14 protein-coding genes are annotated in these 17,482 nt (G+C 48.2%); 11 read left to right on the top strand and 3 right to left on the bottom strand.

The features are described 5' to 3' along the window. Positions 1-438 precede the first annotated feature (438 nt). Entirely contained in the window at positions 439-2,841 is a 2,403-nt protein-coding gene (locus tag AYI87_RS02600; RefSeq protein WP_144199306.1) for a Lon protease family protein, read from the bottom strand. A gap of 312 nt (positions 2,842-3,153) precedes the next feature. Here AYI87_RS02600 and AYI87_RS02605 point away from each other — a divergent pair, with 312 nt between their 5' ends. Continuing rightward, complete coding sequence (locus AYI87_RS02605; RefSeq protein ID WP_144199307.1) at positions 3,154-4,089, top strand: GGDEF domain-containing protein; 936 nt, start codon at positions 3,154-3,156, stop codon at positions 4,087-4,089. Positions 4,090-5,472: 1,383 nt separating this feature from the next. Here AYI87_RS02605 and AYI87_RS02610 read toward each other — a convergent pair. Then, positions 5,473-6,744 carry a tyrosine-type recombinase/integrase gene (locus AYI87_RS02610; RefSeq protein WP_144199309.1) on the bottom strand — a complete coding sequence of 424 codons (1,272 nt, stop codon included), beginning with the start codon at positions 6,742-6,744 and terminating at the stop codon, positions 5,473-5,475. Positions 6,745-7,064: 320 nt separating this feature from the next. On the opposite strand from AYI87_RS02610, the gene AYI87_RS02615 reads away from it, so the two are divergent. Then, positions 7,065-8,636 (top strand): DUF3369 domain-containing protein, encoded by a 1,572-nt coding sequence (locus AYI87_RS02615; protein WP_144199311.1) that lies wholly within the window; start codon positions 7,065-7,067, stop codon positions 8,634-8,636. Positions 8,637-8,808: 172 nt separating this feature from the next. Here the strand turns inward: AYI87_RS02615 and AYI87_RS02620 are convergent, their stop codons facing one another. Continuing rightward, positions 8,809-9,306, bottom strand: coding sequence for a hypothetical protein (locus AYI87_RS02620; protein WP_186300538.1), 498 nt, complete (start codon positions 9,304-9,306; stop codon positions 8,809-8,811). Between the two features lie 264 nt (positions 9,307-9,570). Here AYI87_RS02620 and ccoN point away from each other — a divergent pair, with 264 nt between their 5' ends. From ccoN to etrA, 9 genes are all read left to right on the top strand, one after another. Continuing rightward, a complete protein-coding gene (gene ccoN, locus AYI87_RS02625; RefSeq protein WP_144199313.1) occupies positions 9,571-10,998 on the top strand; it encodes a cytochrome-c oxidase, cbb3-type subunit I in 1,428 nt (475 codons plus the stop codon). 12 nt (positions 10,999-11,010) lie between these two features. Further along, positions 11,011-11,616, top strand: coding sequence for a cytochrome-c oxidase, cbb3-type subunit II (ccoO, locus tag AYI87_RS02630; protein WP_144199315.1), 606 nt, complete (start codon positions 11,011-11,013; stop codon positions 11,614-11,616). Between the two features lie 15 nt (positions 11,617-11,631). Further along, positions 11,632-11,799 (top strand): CcoQ/FixQ family Cbb3-type cytochrome c oxidase assembly chaperone, encoded by a 168-nt coding sequence (locus AYI87_RS02635; RefSeq protein WP_011865785.1) that lies wholly within the window; start codon positions 11,632-11,634, stop codon positions 11,797-11,799. 2 nt (positions 11,800-11,801) lie between these two features. Further along, the gene (ccoP, locus tag AYI87_RS02640; RefSeq protein WP_144199421.1) at positions 11,802-12,770 is read left to right on the top strand and encodes a cytochrome-c oxidase, cbb3-type subunit III; all 969 of its coding nucleotides are present in this window, start codon (positions 11,802-11,804) and stop codon (positions 12,768-12,770) included. Positions 12,771-12,880: 110 nt separating this feature from the next. Further along, positions 12,881-13,360, top strand: a complete 480-nt coding sequence (locus AYI87_RS02645; protein WP_144199317.1) for a FixH family protein — start codon at positions 12,881-12,883, stop codon at positions 13,358-13,360. A 6-nt stretch (positions 13,361-13,366) separates the two neighbouring features. Further along, positions 13,367-15,790, top strand: coding sequence for a heavy metal translocating P-type ATPase (locus tag AYI87_RS02650; RefSeq protein WP_144199319.1), 2,424 nt, complete (start codon positions 13,367-13,369; stop codon positions 15,788-15,790). After that, a complete protein-coding gene (gene ccoS, locus AYI87_RS02655; RefSeq protein WP_144199321.1) occupies positions 15,787-15,972 on the top strand; it encodes a cbb3-type cytochrome oxidase assembly protein CcoS in 186 nt (61 codons plus the stop codon). The genes AYI87_RS02650 and ccoS overlap by 4 nt, the downstream gene beginning before the upstream one ends. Beyond that, entirely contained in the window at positions 15,969-16,661 is a 693-nt protein-coding gene (locus AYI87_RS02660; RefSeq protein ID WP_144199323.1) for a sulfite exporter TauE/SafE family protein, read from the top strand. The genes ccoS and AYI87_RS02660 overlap by 4 nt, the downstream gene beginning before the upstream one ends. Positions 16,662-16,716: 55 nt before the next feature. Beyond that, positions 16,717-17,466, top strand: a complete 750-nt coding sequence (gene etrA, locus AYI87_RS02665; protein WP_011865791.1) for an electron transport transcriptional regulator EtrA — start codon at positions 16,717-16,719, stop codon at positions 17,464-17,466. Positions 17,467-17,482 lie beyond the last annotated feature (16 nt).

Consider the following 17,482-nt stretch of genomic DNA (forward strand, 5'->3'; position numbering starts at 1 on the left):
AATCCACCTGCTATGCAGGTGGCTTTGCTTTTGAGGCACCCTATAAGGGTGCCTTTTATATCGATAGCGATTTTAGTGTTCTCTATGACCTAATCTCGTCTCCAGCAACATTATTTTAGTTTTCACTCTTCCTGATTCAATCCACCACTGGCGATACTTAAACCAGCAAAATCACCTAACCACTCAAACACTTAATAACAAAGGTGTTTTGAGTAAATATGGAAAGATTGAAAATACGAGAGATACTGTCCAAGGGAAAATACGGGCATAGCCCAGAAGGAACGATCACCACCTCCATAGGAGGTGGTTTCAGATTGCCAAATAAAAAGCCGGTCAAATACCGGCTTTTTTATTGGCTAATGGTTTGGGTTCTAGTCTCAAATCGGCACTTAAACCTTAATCCTCAAACCCTAACATTTTTTTCTTAAATCTTCGCTCTTAAACCTTAGCCTTTTGAGTGCGTTTAACATGATCCCTCAGTTTCTGCAGTCTGGCATCGGCCATGGCGTAGAGGCTGTCTTTTGGATAATCTTCGAACTCAAAATCACGTTCACCCGCCGGAATACCCGTTAAGATCTCAACCGCTTCGTTGACATGATCGATTGCCCAGATAGAGAAATCTCCCTTGCTCACGGCATCGACGATATCGGCTCTAAGCATCAGGTTTTGCACATTGGTGCGCGGAATGATCACCCCTTGGCCCTTATGGCGTCCCTTGATCTTACAGACATCGAAGAAGCCCTCGATCTTCTCATTTACCCCGCCGATGGGCTGTGCCTGACCAAACTGGTTCATCGAACCTGTGATGGCAACATCCTGACGCAGTGGCACCTTGGCAAAGGCGGAGACGATGGCGCACAGTTCCGCCATCGAGGCGCTATCACCGTCGACACCCGAATAGTTTTGTTCGAAGGTGAGGTGAGTGGTTAGCGGTATCTTATCCGTCTGACCAAAAATCGTCGCGAGATACGCCGTTAGAATCATCACCCCCTTGGAGTGGATCTGGCCGCCAAGTTCTACCTTGCGCTCGATATCAAACACGGCGCCTTCACCGAGTGAGACACTGGCGGTGATACGACTTGGGGCACCGAATTGATGATCCGAGGTTGCCACCACAGACAGAGCATTGATCTGACCAACCACACTGTCTTGGGTATCGATGAGCGTGGTGCCATTGATGAAGCTCTGCATCACATGATCACGCAAGCGACAGACCCTGAGCTCATGATTATGCAGTGCTTGCTCAACATGGCCTGCTCGGATCATATTCGACTTACTCGTCCTGGCCACATAATTAGATTCCCGCAGCAGGTTGGCAATATCCGCCGAATGCAGGGACAACTTATTTTGCGCATCGGCCTGGCGCGCACTGAACTCTATGACACGTTTTATGGCGCCGCGGTCGCAGTGCAGCATCTTGTTGCCCACCACTATGCTAGAGATAAATTTCGCGTACTGCACCTCAGAGGCATCGGTACGTGGCATCTCATCTTCAAAGTCGGCGGTGACTCTAAATAGCTCTTTAAATTCAGGATCATAATGTTGCAGCAGCTGATAGGTCTGGTAGTCACCAAACAAAATGATCTTCACATCTAATGGGATGGCCTCGGGGTCCAGCGAGATGGTACCCGATAGCGTCACCTCGCGCTCTAACGAGCTGAGACTTAACTTACGAGAGCGCAGGGCGCGCTTCAAGCCGTCCCATACGTAGGGCTGCTCCAACACCTTGATGGCGTCAATCATCAGCACGCCGCCGTTAGCCTTATGCAGGCTGCCTGGGCGGATCAAGGAAAAATCGGAAAAGATGGTGCCCTTATAGGTGGCGTTTTCTATATAGCCGAAGATGTTGTGATAGTTAGGGCTCTCCTCAATCACTATGGGCATGGGGATATCGGCATGATTAACTAACACATTGACCTGATAGCGCCTCGGCATCTTCTTAGCCAGGGAGGCGTAGGAGAGGGCGATCTGCTCCTCATTTTGCTCGAGGAAGATATCCAGATTATCTAAGATATCTTTGTGCATCTCATTAAGATGAGCCTTCACCTCGGGATATTGCGCGTAACGCTCCTTTAGGGAGTCAAGCAGATGCACCAAGACTTCCTGAGCCACCTGCTCGTCATGCTTCTGCTGTTTGTCCGAATAACTCTCTTCCCAGGCGGTAAACTTGCGTACCACTTCCCTAAGCTTAGATTCGAGGGACCCGATATTTTTTTCGAGCTTGGCCTGTTCTTTACTGCTTAGCTCGGCGAAACTCGATTCGGTATGTGGCTCCTCACCATTCATGGCGACCAGCTCGTAGCTGCCTTGGGGATTGATGGACAGGCTGATCTGCTTCGCGGCCGCTTCTTTGGTGATCTGCCCCAGCGCCGATTCTTGCTTCTCGGCCAGCTGTGTCTTTAGTTTCTCGGCCCGCGAATAGTAGAGCTCATTGTCAAAGGCCAAGGGCAGGGCCTTTACTAGGCGTTTCATCAGGTTTTCGATGTCTGCCTTGAAGGCCTGGGCCTGGCCACGAGGTAGCTTAAGCACCTTAGGCGTGCGGGCATCATCGAAATTCACCACATAGCACCAATCGAAGAGTTGATGATGCCCGTTAGGGTCATATCTGTCCAGGTAACGCATTACCATAGTACGTTTACCCAGACCATTTCGGCCGATGGCGTAGATGTTATAGCCCTTATCTTTCATCGACATGGCAAATTCTACCGCCTGTTGGGCGCGTTCCTGGCCGACAATTTCGTTGAGCGGCGTCAGCTGTTTAGTCGATTTAATACTGGGATCGAGTAGGGCAAGTGTAGAAGAACGATAAAGCTTGTCACTGGCAAGAGGAGAAATGGTCATAGGCGAGTGCCCTCATATGACAAATGTTAACCCCAGTGTAGGCAGCTCATTTTTCAATTTACAATCATTTTTTATGTTGAAAGAGGTATTTAGGCGCACTAATTGATTTGTTCGCTCAATATCTGTACAAATCGTTAACGCTTGCTAAGTAAAGCGGCTCAAGATGATTATTTTGACGATTCAGTACTACAAAATCGATTCGATAAATCCCGCAGCGCCGAGATAACTTGTTAATATAGCACTCGTAGTTAACACAACTATACTCTTGTTAGGTACAGGGAACGTCAATTTAAACAAGAAGAGACCCTAAATATGCCGTATGATGCGCCCAATCTACACCCAGATCTGCTCCAATGTCTGGCCAGTGACAGCTATCTGTTGCAACTGACATTGGATACCTTGCCTGTGCCTATCTTCTATAAAGATAAGGCAGGCGTCTATCTGGGCTGCAACAAGGCGTTTGAATCCTTCATTAAACTCACCCGGGACGAATTAATTGGTAAGAGCGTTTATGAGCTTTTCGACGAGGAATTAGCCGAAGTCTACCAACGCGCCGATCAGGCGTTATTCGACAATCCTGGCGTGCAGATCTATGAGAAACAGATAAAGACCCGTCAAGGTGATTCTGTCTTTGTGCGTTTTCATAAGACAAGTTTTAACGACAATCGTGGTGAGGTGGCCGGCCTAATTGGTGTGATATTCGATATCACAGAGTTAAAGGCGCTGGAAGCCCAGCTGACACACCATGCTATCTATGACGATCTCACGCAGTTTTACAATCGGCGCGAGGGCATCGCCATTGGCGAGCGCCTATATCACGCCTGTAGTCAGCAGCAGAGAGAACTGGGCGTCATCCTTATCGATGTCGATTATTTCAAGTTGATCAACGACACCTACGGTCACATGGTCGGCGATGATGCGCTGCGCCATATTGCCGCAACCTTAAGGCAGCAACAAGATCCTGAAGATGTGCTGATGCGTTGGGGCGGCGAAGAGTTTGTCGTCTTGGTTAATCGTCCCTTTGGCACAGGCCAAGACTTCGAGACTTATCTCGAGGGCCGCGCGCAGGTCTATTGTGATGCCATAAGACAAAATCGTTTTCAGATCGGTGATGACTCACTGCAGATCACTTTTAGCTGTGGCCTAAGCTCGTTCGAGCCGGGTAAGAGCCTTACGCAGATGCTACACGATGCAGACGCTGCATTATACAGAGCCAAAGATGCAGGGCGCGATATTGTGAGCTGGTAGAGCTCGTCCCCTTACATTTAATTTAACATAATATACATTGTGCGCAGCATTGTATATCTAAGACTGTGGTGGAGAGTGAGCCAGATTTCAATCTTACAAAGACTAGCCTATATGCCATTTCTACTTTCACTTTTAATTTTGCCTTATCTGCTTATAGCCTAAAAGCTGTCTGTCTCGAGTGCGCCCAATAGAATGAACAATTTAAATATTACTAAGTCCTTTCTCTTCTTTTATCAGTGCTATCTCTTTTGATGGCAATAGAGATTCTGCTCATTTAGCTGAGTCACAGTTGCGACAATAGAGCTATTCTTTTTCATACAAAGCGAACTTACTAAGACTGGCATCTCAACAAGCACTCCGAGTCGATACCTTAATTCAGCTACTGGCCTTTAGGCAGTCCGTTAAAGAATCGTCTTAGCTTTTCTAAAGTCCTTATTGGTATCTTGACGCATTGAGATATTCTTTCTATGGAGCATTCTAATCAGCATCCAGAGTTTTACTTGCCTTGGATTGCTCAATCATTAGGCGTCGCTACGTGAAATCTGGCGGGTAATCCCCTTGTTTAAGTAATTTCATGCACGTAGCGACGCGTGAAAATTGTGTTGGATTTTCCCTGCGTCAGCTATTTGTTTAATAACGCAAGAATTTTGCGAACTACTGAAGCAAGTGCAGATTTAGCCTTCAATTAGCAAGCACTTGGAAAGCTAAAGTTAGTTTAGATGCTCTTAGTGTTACGGGTGTTAGTTAAGTACCAACCAGGCTTGCCGGTTTGATAGTTTCGGTGCGTTACTTTGAATGCATTAATGGAATGCATGACATTTAGATGTTTAAACTGGGTGCTTTTAAAAAAGTAATGCGAAACTCAGTGTATGACTAACTTAACTGCGCTTCAGAATCTGGCTACCAATTCGCACTAATCAAATGTTTCAGCAAATGTCTCAGATCTCGACTCGCAGAAGCAAACGCTCAAAAGTAACCTAAGTATCTTAGTCGTCTTGATATTGAGAATCGTCATATAGAATGAGATATGCTAGCTAAAGAAATAGCTAAAACAAGTTTTTAGTCAGATGCCGATAATGATACTTATCGGCATTAAGCGATTTGAAAAATGGCTGCCATTCATATGTTAAAAGTAAGGTTATCAGTATGGCTAAAATTTAAGCGACCGGTCATCATAATGTTTATAGGTTGGCAGAAATCTTTAGTTAAGCATTAACTAAAGCGTCATCTGAGTGACATGGAATCGCAAAACAGCCTATTTAAACTATTATCGTCAACTCAAATTAGAGCCCTGTCTATTAAGTCTTTTCTTGTTGAGATACTTAAGCGATGCGACCGCTTTAGGCTCCCTACCCGTGTCTTCCCGGACACGGGCTTTTTTGATCATTCGATGCCGGCTAATCTGTCCATAGGCTTATTAGCTGCACTCTGATGCCTTTCGGCCTGAGATGTGTGAAGATACTGAGACGTGGTATCGATGCTCTCATGCCCTGCGTCCGCCTGAACATGAGATAACGGCCGACCATTGAGGTTAATGTCATGGGTGATCCCGGTATGGCGGATGCTATGCACTGTCAGTTTTCGCATTACCTCTGCATCTTCCAAAAGCCCGTCCGCTGCCGCCTGGTCAGCGGCGTGATTGATCAGCGACTGTACCGCCTCTCTCACCTGGCGAATACCCAGATTTGCGTCGACCAATCCCACATCACGTCCTCGCCCGGCGGCCCTATGGCGCACGAAAATCGGTGTCTGTTCCTGATAGCCGGGTAAAGGTGACAGCCCCAAATGTTCGCGGTACTGTTTGAGTGCCTCTATTAATGCATTGGACAATGGGATTTGCCGCTGCTTGCCCCCTTTGCTCTTGGGAATATGAAAACGCCAGATCCCTGTCTGCTTATCTTGCTTAAACTGTCCCATGATAGGGCTGTAACCGGTTCGCGCACTCACATCAGATACACGCAAATAACAGCCGTAAATCAATTTGATAAGAAACAGACTACGTTGATGAATTTCAGGTTCTACGATGGCAAGCTGTTCGACGCTTGAGATCACATAGGACCATTGCAATTCGGTAAAGGCGAGTCCACTGCCCTCCTCTTCGCTCATGGCGAACTTTCGTTTATGGGCAAACTTTGAATGGTTCATCCAGGCCTGAGCAGGGTTGCGCTCACAGTAATCTTCCGCCATCAAAAAGCCATAGAATGAGGAGAGTATCGCCATCTTAGTCTTGAGGGCGTTATCGCTAAGGCGATATTCTTCCCCTCGTTTTCCCACAAAGGGTCGCCATAACGGATTGGGTACGCGCTGTTGACTCGCCTTGTCGAGTTTAAACTGGGCAACGTTAAATTGACCGATTAGCGCCTTTGGTGGCGACTGACAGTAGGCCACGAATTTATCCATGTCACGTCTGCTTATCTGTCCTGGCGACTGCTGCACCACATCGAAACACCAATGTAGAAAACAGGTGATTTCGCTACGAAAACTCTTATAACTGTTCTCATTTTCCCGCTGGGCGAACAGTAGATCGGATGCCAACTCATAAACCAAGCCTGCATCTTCGACGCTATTCATGGCTATCGCCGTAATGTGCTGATTGACGATGGGATTGCCAGCTTCGATATAATCGATCGATTCAAATAGAGGTAAGGCGTGCAAGAGTTGACTCCATTAAAAACGCTATGGGATGCCCTACGCACTATAGCAACAAAAAAACAAAAATATTCAATAAAATTGTAGCCTTAGTTCAGTATTTGATCGGTTAGATTAAATAGCGCTTGCTCGGTAAACACAAGTATATGTTTACCGCGCAAGTGTTAGCTGCGCTGTTATCGCCATGCTATACGCAACAAACAGGGCTAACTGCCTCATTTAATCTGCAATTTCAATTTCTCACCTTCTAAATTCTCCAGCTAAATGTCACGTGAGTTACTACACTAATAAATAAGGTCAATTTAGTTCACCTAAGAGGGGTACGGATGCTAATTGATATGGCGAAAAAGAGTCCACTGTTCTCAGGTAAGAAGAAAGCAGCCGAAACAGAAACAGGACCGGCCTGGCGCATACTGATCGTCGACGATGAGCCCGATGTACACACAGTAACAAAACTCGCACTGTCGCGGTTTAAGCTAGATAACCGCGGCATAGAGTTCATTAACGCCTATAGCGGTGAGGAAGCAAAGCGGGTATTACAAGATGAAAATGACGTGGCCATGGCTTTTATCGACGTGGTTATGGAGAGCGACCACGCCGGTCTTGAGCTGGTCAAATGGATCCGCGAAGAGCATAACAACCGCAGCATCAGATTAATCCTGCGTACCGGTCAGCCGGGACAAGCGCCCGAAGAAGATGTGATCGTCAATTACGACATCAACGATTACAAGGCAAAGGCTGAATTGGATTCACGTAAGCTGATCACCAGCGTCTACTCTGCGCTGAGAAGTTACCGCGATATCATGGAGATCGAAGCGGCGAAACAAACGCAAATCCGCTACCGCGAAGGGCTCGAGCGGGTCGTCAAGGCAACCTCTGGCCTGTTTGAACTCAGAACCTTGCATCATTTTGCCGACGGCCTGCTGACTCAGGTCGCCAACCTGCTAAACCTCAACAATGAAACCTTGCTGCTAACCTGCAATGCCATCGATGCGATGAGCAAGGATTTAAGTACTGACAAACTCCATATCCTGGCCGGTACTGGCCAATTTGCAAGTCACCATGAACAAGCTATCCCCGAGCCCATCGAGAAACTGCTTAAACGGGCGCTCCAAGAGCAGACATGTCTTTATGAAGACAATCTGTTTGTGGGTTACTTCCCGGCCAAGAGTGGCTGGATCAACCTGCTGTATATGGACAACATACATGCCATCGGCGATCTGGATAAGAAACTTATCGATATCTTTGCCATCAATGTTGGCGTTGCCTTCGAGAATCTACTGCTGAACAAAGAGCTAGAAGATACCCAGTCTGAATTGATCTTCCGCCTGGGAGATGTGGTCGAGAGCCGCTCGAAGGAAGCCGCCAACCATGTCAAGCGTATGGCCGAGTACTGTTATATCCTGGCGAAGTTGGCCGGGCTCGATGATCAACAGGCCGATCTCATTAAACACGCCTCGCCCATGCACGACATAGGTAAGATAGCGACGCCGGATGCCGTGCTGTTAAAGCCTGGCAAACTAAACGACGAAGAGTGGCAGATCATGCGTCAGCACCCCGCCATCGGCCACCAGATCTTGGGTAACTCGGAGCGCCCTATTCTCAACGCCGCCGCTATCATTGCCTTGCAGCACCATGAAAAATACGATGGCAGCGGCTATCCTGATGGTTTAAAAGGCGATGAGATTCATATCTTTGCGCGCATTGTTGCTATCGCAGATGTGTTCGATGCGCTCTCCCACGAGCGCTGCTATAAACCGGCCTGGCCGTTAAATGAAGTGATAGCTGAGATCGCAAAAGGTGCGGGTTCCCACTTCGATCCTGTCCTTACCTCACTCTTTATCGATAACATAGAGCGCTTCAATAAGGTGCGATTGGCCCTAACTGATAGCAATTAAAGATAGCGATTAGCCTTAAACAATCAGTAGTCGGCGTGAGCGGGTTATATTGATCTAGTGAGTTGGGCCTAGTTATTGGAGTCCGGCTATATGAGTCTGGTGGTTTAGATGAAGCTAGCTGCCTAAAAGGCTTTATTCCATATAAGGCAGCTGAGATCAATTAGCACAGCTTTTAGCCATTCTTAGGCGGATTATCGGCCAAAAAATCGTACATAATGGTCTTAGATTGACCGCCTATCTCGAAACTGGCGATAAGACGCCACACCATATAATTGCTGCTGCAAGAACCGTATATTAGCGTTCCTTGATAGGTGTTTTTGCCAGCTTCACTTAAAATAAGTGGGATAACCCCCATAAACATATCTCTCCCCTCCACTCGCACCTTGAGATTTTTCAGTCGTTCGCTACTGGTCAAGGTTACCGTTAAGGGCTTCTCACTAGGGGTGTTTTCTGGGGAGATCGCCAACGAAATAAGCGTTTCACCGAGTTTTTTATCGCAGCTGTTTTGATGAAAATCGCACAAGCTCGGGTCGATTTCTAAGGCAGATTCGCTAGCGACTTTTACATCTTGTTCAAGTGCTTTTGGCGCCTTTTCGCAGCCCGTTAACAGGGGCATTAAAAATAGGCTTGCAGTCAGCGTAATTAGTGAGATTTGTCGATTCAGTAGCACAATTATTAACCTTTTGAATCATAGTGTTTACATTCTATCCAGGTAGTTTGATCTGGATCAATATCCCAGGCCGCATAATTCCTATCTTTTTTGATATTGCTCAAGTATCATTGCGTTACTCGGCATTAATTTGCGTTAATGTTGCGTGACACATTGACACAATCTTGTTTGTTTCGTAGGGAAACAAGCCTTTGATGTCATTTTACCGGGTAAAGTGCCGCTTTACTCAAACAATAAGTATAAGTAATAAGCAGTGGAAGCAATATGATGAACCATTCCCAGCCTCAAGGCGCTGATTACAATTACACTGTTGTCCGCCAATTTGCCCTCACCACAGTTTTGTGGGGCATTATCGGTATGACAGTAGGTGTATTGATCGCGGCCCAGTTAATCTGGCCACAACTTAACTTCGAAACTCCATGGCTAACGTACAGTCGTCTAAGACCTCTGCACACAAACGCCGTGATTTTCGCGTTTGGTACTTCAGCGTTATTTGCAACATCCTATTATATCGTCCAGCGTACCTGCCAAACCCGCCTATTTGCACCTAAGTTAGCTGCATTTACCTTCTGGGGATGGCAAGCCATTATTCTTTCAGCCGTTATTACTCTGCCGCTTGGTCTAACCAGCAGTAAAGAATACGCTGAACTTGAATGGCCTATCGACATCGCTATTACCATAGTATGGGTAGCCTATGCCGTTGTGTTCTTTGGCACAATTGTTAAGCGAACCACGTCACACATCTATGTGGCAAACTGGTTCTTCGGCGCCTTCATCATCACGGTTGCAGTACTGCATATCGTGAACTCTATGGCAGTACCAGTCAGCCTGTTCAAGTCATACTCATTATACTCTGGCGCTGTCGATGCCATGGTGCAATGGTGGTATGGCCATAACGCCGTTGGCTTCCTACTGACCGCAGGTTTCCTGGGTATGATGTACTACTTCGTACCTAAGCAAGCGGGTCGTCCTGTTTATTCTTATCGCCTGTCTATCGTTCACTTCTGGGCGTTGATTGCACTGTACATCTGGGCGGGTCCACACCACCTGCACTACACAGCGCTACCAGACTGGACACAGTCACTGGGTATGGTGATGTCTCTGATCCTGTTCGCACCTTCTTGGGGCGGTATGATCAACGGTATCATGACCCTGTCTGGTGCTTGGCATAAGCTAAGAACAGACCCTATTCTGCGTTTCTTGATCGTTTCTCTGTCATTCTATGGTATGTCGACCTTCGAAGGTCCTATGATGGCCATTAAGACAGTTAACGCATTGTCTCACTACACCGACTGGACCGTAGGTCACGTTCACTCAGGCGCGCTAGGCTGGGTGGCTATGGTATCTATCGGTTCGCTATACCACCTGATCCCTGCAATCTACGGTCACGGTCGTATGTACAGCACACAACTGATTAACGTTCACTTCTGGTTAGCGACTATCGGTACTGTACTTTACATCGTTTCAATGTGGATCTCGGGTGTTATGCAAGGTCTGATGTGGCGTGCAGTTAACTCTGACGGCACCCTAACCTACAGCTTCGTTGAAGGTTTGGAAGCATCATACCCATTCTACTTTGTTCGCTTCTTAGGTGGCCTGTTCTTCGTCACTGGTATGCTGCTAATGGCATATAACGTGGTTAAGACAGTAAAAGCGCCAAAAGAATCTTTGCCAGCGCTGGCTGAAGCATAAGGAGTAGATTTGATGAAATTTAATCATGAGATAGTCGAGAAAAACATCGGTCTGCTGGGTATCTTTACCGTAATTGCTATCAGTATTGGTGGCCTGGTACAGATCACTCCCCTGCTTTTCCAAAAAGACACTACTGAGCCAGTAACTGGACTACGTCCATACTCGGCACTTGAGCTCGAAGGTCGTGACATCTACATTCGTGAAGGTTGTGTAGGTTGTCACAGCCAGATGATTCGTCCGCTACGTGCTGAAACAGAACGTTACGGTCATTACTCTGTTGCCGGTGAATCAGTTTGGGATCACCCATTCCTATGGGGTTCTAAGCGTACTGGTCCAGACCTGGCCCGTGTTGGCGGTCGTTACAGCGACAAGTGGCATGAAGTTCACCTACTTGATCCTCGCGCAGTAGTACCACAATCAAACATGCCTGCCTTCCCTTGGTTGGCCGAGAACGTCCTAGATGGCGAGCTAACGGCTAAGAAGATGGAAGTGTTCCGTGGTTTCGGCGTGCCTTACTCTCAAGATGATATCGACAACGCTAAGAAAGCGGTTGAAGGTAAGACTGAGATGCAGGCATTAATTGCATACCTGCAGTCGCTAGGTCACGCACTGAAATAAATTGGAGGCATAAATATGGATTACGGCACAGTACAAGGGATTATTACCATTGTTGTCATGGTGACGTTTGTCGGTATTTTTGCATGGGCTTATAGCGGTCGCCGTAAAGCGCAGTTTGACGAGGCCGCTAACCTTGTTTTCTCAGATGATGAGAAGCACAAGGACTCAGGAGAACATAAGTGATGATGAGTAGCTTCTGGAGTATTTGGATTACCGTACTCACAATTGTGGTAATCGCAGGATGTTTCATCCTACTGTTTGTTGTCTCTAAAAACACCACAGGTGTTGAAGAAGGCAAATCAATGGGTCACAGCTTTGATGGCATTGAAGAGATCAATAACCCGCTGCCTAAGTGGTGGAGTTATATGTTCTACATCACCATCATCTTCGGTGTGGTCTATCTGGCAGCCTACCCAGGTCTTGGTAACTATAAAGGTTTCCTAGGCTGGTCAAGCTCGAACCAAAGCATTGGTACCGACAAAGGTATCAAGGAAGATTCTGCCGCTGCCGTTGAACTGGCTGCAAATGAAAAGCGCTGGGTTCAGTATGACCAAGAGGTTGAGAAAGCCAATGCTAAGTACAGCCCGATCTTCGCGGCTTATCTGGCAACACCGCTCGAAGAGCTAGTGAAGAACGAAGAAGCCCTGAAAGTGGGTGGTCGTCTGTTCCTACAAAACTGTGCTCAGTGCCACGGTAGTGACGCGCGCGGTAGCAAGGGCTTCCCTAACCTGACTGACGGTGACTGGTTATATGGCGGCGATCTTGCCACTATCAAGACCACTATCATGAACGGTCGTCACGGCATGATGCCACCAAAAGGCGGTCTACCAATCGAGGACAGCGAGCTGAAAGGCCTGGCTGAATACGTCGTTAAACTGTCTGGTCGCGACCACGATGAAGCCCTAGCCGCTCAAGGTCAGGCATCATTCATGAAAGGTTGTTTTGCCTGTCATGGTATGGACGGTACTGGTAACAAGTTCATGGGTGCACCTAACCTCACCGACAACACCTGGTTGTACGGCGGTAGTCGCGGTGTGATCCAAGAGAGCATTAAGAACGGTCGTTCTGGTGTAATGCCTGCTTGGAAAGATGTCTTGGGCGAAGAGAAAGTTCACGTCATCACAGCCTATGTTTATAGCTTGTCAAACAAGTAATTACATATAAGTAACACCAAGGCCTCGAAACAGATCGAGGCCTTTTTTTTAAGTGCTATCACTGCCTTTTAACGGTAAGATATGGCCAACAAAAATAACAGGTAGTATCCATGAATAAACCACAAGCTTGGTATAAACAGTTTTGGCCTTGGTTTCTGATTATTTTGCCGCTGTGTGCCGTATTTGCCAGTGTGTATTTGATGTTCCTCGCAGTCGAAAATAAAGACTCCTTGGTATCGGAAGACTATTACAAAGACGGCAAGGCCATTAATATGGACCTGCGTAAGATTAAACACGCCAAGCAACTTGGCTTGCAATTTGAGTTGCATCTAACCCAAGATGAACTCACCCTCACCCAACATGGCGGTGAGCCCTATACAGCTGCGCTCAACGTATCCTTCTATCATCCAACGCTACAAGAGAAAGACTTTGCCGAGGTAGCCACCGCCGACGGTAATCAGGTTTACCATATCGCGCTCAACTCGCCGCTTCAGGGCAGCTGGGAAGTCAGACTGGAAGGGTTTGATGGCACATGGCGCATCCAGAAACGTCTCGAGCTAAAAGATAATCAACAATACTGGTTAAATTAATCTTTTATGGATGCGTTAAACTGCTTTCATTGCGGCGAGCCGGTAACCACCGGCCGCCAGTTCGAGACCCTTATCGACAATGTCCCTCAGCCCATGTGTTGCCCCGGCTGCCAGGCGGTATCTGCCGCTATCATAGAGGCGGGACTGACTAATTATTATAAGTACCGTACCGAGCCAGGCAGCAAGCAGACTGCGCTGGTGCCCGAAGCCCTTAACGCCTTTTCCGCCTTCGATCTTAAAGAGGTGCAGCAAGACTTTGTGCATCAAGACCTGCATAAAGACAAGCAGAGTGCCAGTACCTCTCTTACCATAGATGGCATTACCTGCGCGGCCTGTGCCTGGTTGATCGAACATAAGCTGCAGCATCTCGATGGCATCAATAAGATTGCGGTCAACACCACCACAGAGCGGGCCCAGGTCAGCTGGGATCCCGAAAAGCTCAAGCTGTCAGAGATCCTGGCGCAGATCAGCCGTATCGGCTATCAAGCCGCTCCCTATCAGGTGGATGACGAAGAGATACAGAGCAAGAAGAATAGTCGTAAGTTCCTACTCAGACTCGGCCTGGCAGGCTTTGCCACCATGCAGGTAATGATGTTTGCCCTGGCGCTCTACTCTGATTACTTCACCGATCTCGACGTGGAGTTCAGGGACTATTTTCGCTGGGTCAGCATGATCTTCGCCGCGCCCGTGGTCTTCTATTCGGCGCAGCCTTTCTATTTTAGCGCCGTGCGCGCCATGTTATCCGGCCGACTCAATATGGACGTGTCTGTGTCCATCGCCATCTGCGGCGCCTATATCGCCAGCTGTATCGCTACGGTATCTGGCCAGGGCGAAGTCTATTTCGAATCCGTCAGCATGTTTACCTTCTTCCTGCTGCTGGGACGCTATTTCGAACAAAACGCGCGGCAGAAAGCCTCCATTAGCTCCAATAACCTGCACAAATTGATCCCGCTCACCGCTAACCTTTTGGACGATGAAGGTAATCAAACCGAAGTGCCGGCCAAGCGCCTTAAGGTGGGTGACCTCATCATGGTCAAGCCCGGTGAGGTGATCGCCGCCGATGGCGATATCGTCGAGGGTATGAGCAGCGTCAACGAGGCCATGCTCACGGGCGAGCAGATGCCGGTGACCAAGAATGTCACCAGTCAGGTGTATGCGGGCACCATCAATGTGGATCATCCGATAAAGGTCAATGTCATGGCCACTGGGCAAGATCAATTGGTTGCCGAAATCATTCGCCTGCAAGAGGCGGCATCGAATAACAAGCCAAAGGTAGCGCTCTACGTCGATACCATCTCCAACTATTTCACCTGGACCATCTTACTGGTTGCCGCCCTAACCTATCTGGTGTGGAAGCACTATTGGCCGGAAGATGCCTTTTGGGTCACGCTTTCCGTCTTGGTCGCTACCTGCCCCTGCGCGCTGGCATTGGCGACGCCGACTGCGGTCACCTGCGCTACTGGCCTCTTTACCAGGCTTGGTGTGGTTGCTCGCCGTCCAGGTGTATTTGAGAAGCTACCGAAAGTCGATCAGGTGGTGTTTGATAAGACCGGAACTCTCACCTGCGGCAGCCTCACTCTGCGCGAGACTAAGAAATTTACTCAGTGTTTTAACTCAGATGACTCCCTCGATGTGCTGGCAATCGCCGCCGCCATGGAATCGCATTCGATTCATCCCATCGCCAAAGCGTTCGCGCCTTACTACCAGAGTGGCTACCGCTTGGATGAGAGTCAGTATGTCGCCGGTGCGGGCGTACAGGCTAAGGTCAATGACACTCGCTATTTTCTCGGCAGCGCGGATTTTATTCGCCAAAACACAGGCGTTACCGCTATCGACGGCCAGCACAGCGTCTATCTTGCCGATAACGACGCGCTACTCGCCGGCTTTACCCTGAGCGATACGGTGCGAGAAGATGCTAAAGCTACTCTGGCAACCCTCAAGGAGATGGGCTTTGCTACCTGTATTGCCAGTGGTGACACCAGTGAACACGTAGAGCAAGTTGCCAGAGAAGTGGGTATAGAAAACTTGCATAAAGGCCTCAAGCCTCAAGATAAACTTAAACTTATCAATCAGCTAAAAGATGAAGGTAAGCAGGTCGTCATGTTCGGCGATGGTGTAAACGATGCGCCGGTACTTGCCGGAGCCAATCTGTCGGTAGCCATGGGCAGCGGTGCGGACATCGCCAAAAACAGTGCCGATCTTATCCTGCTCGGCGATCAGCTATCACGCTTTCCTCAGGCGGTTCGCATCGCCAAGATGACCGAGCAGATCATCAGACAAAACCTGATCTGGGCGCTTGGCTATAACCTGCTTATCATTCCTTTAGCGGTAACTGGACACGTGTTACCCTACATTGCCGCCATAGGTATGTCGGCCAGCTCATTAATTGTTGTCGCCAATAGCCTCAGACTACTAAAGGTTCGTTTATGAGTATTATCTATGTCTTGATCCCTATTGCCATGCTGTTCGTGCTGGTTGCCGTAGGCATCTTCTTCTGGGCGGTTAAATCTGAACAATTTGACGATCTCGACAGGCAGAGCGTATCTATCTTGTTTGATGATGACATCAAGCAGAAGCCTCAAGACACCAAAGACGAGTCGACGCCAAGTTGATCGATTTTAGCATTACCGGCGCCTTCCTCGTCGGTCTGATGGGCGCGGGCCATTGCATCGGCATGTGTGGTGGCCTGGTCGGCGCCTTCTCCCAGCAGCTCCCTAAAAAAGCCAGCGATAATATTCTGCTGGCTCAGCTTAAGTTTATTCTCAGCTATAACCTGGGGAGGATCTTAAGCTATACCACAGCCGGCGCTCTGGTGGGCGGCTCGGCCAGCCTGCTCAGTACTCTCTTTAGTATCGATGCCTACCTGATTGGCATGCGCGTATTCGCCGGTGTGATGATGATAGTGACTGGTCTGTATATTGCGCAGATCTGGTCAGGTGTGGTGCAGATTGAGCGCGTGGGGAAATTATTGTGGCGCGTTATCGGTCCTATTGCGAATAAGTTGTTACCGATAACAGATTTAAAACAAGCCTTTGCGGCAGGTCTGCTATGGGGCTGGCTGCCCTGTGGCTTGGTCTATAGCACACTTACCTGGGCGGTCGCGGCAAACTCCGCGCAGCAAGGGGCGATGATCATGGCGGCCTTTGGCCTGGGCACCCTACCGGCGCTGGTCAGCGTTGGCATCGCCGCACGCTACTTTGCCCAGCTAGTACAGGCACGAAAAGTAAGGCTTATCAGCGGCTTAATCTTAGTAAGCTTTGGCATACACACTTTGTATATTGCATTTGCGCAGCTAGGCTAGCTGTGACTATTAAATTAGTTTAACATAAGCCTAATTGTGAAATTCGAGAGAGATTATGACAGATAATATTAAAAGTCGTCGTTCGGCTGTACCCGGATGCGCCATTCATTGTCATGACTGCAGCATGGGTACTTTATGTATCCCTTTCACGTTGAATAACAACGAGCTAGATCAGCTTGATGACATTATTGAACGTAAGAAACCGATACAAAAAGGCGAGCAAATATTTAAGTCTGGCGACTCGTTAAAATCTCTCTATGCGATTCGCTCGGGTACCATCAAGAGCTACACCATTACCGAACAGGGTGATGAGCAGATAACAGGCTTTCACCTGGCCGGTGACGTAATAGGTTTCGATGGTATTCACTCCCAGATCCACCAGAGTTTCGCCCAGGCGCTAGAGACCTCCATGGTATGTGAAATTCCTTTCGATACCTTAGACGAGCTCTCAGGCACCATGCCTAAGCTCAGACAACAGATCATGCGTCTGATGAGCAACGAGATCCAAAGCGACCAAGAGATGATCTTGCTACTCAGCAAGAAAAACGCCGAGGAGCGTCTAGCGGCATTTATCAGTAATCTGGCTAGCCGTTTCGGCAGCCGTGGTTTCTCGCCCAAAGAGTTCCGTCTCACCATGACACGTGGTGATATTGGTAACTATCTTGGTTTGACCGTTGAAACCATCAGCCGTCTCCTGGGACGCTTCCAAAAAGCAGAATTGATCGAGGTAAAAGGAAAGTACATTACCATCGTCGATTTTGACTCGCTCAATAAGTTAGCCGGTAACAACAAGATAGGCCGCTAATCAGCCGATTTTCTGG

Source organism: Shewanella sp. KCT (assembly GCF_007636505.1).
Taxonomy (GTDB): domain Bacteria; phylum Pseudomonadota; class Gammaproteobacteria; order Enterobacterales; family Shewanellaceae; genus Shewanella; species Shewanella halotolerans.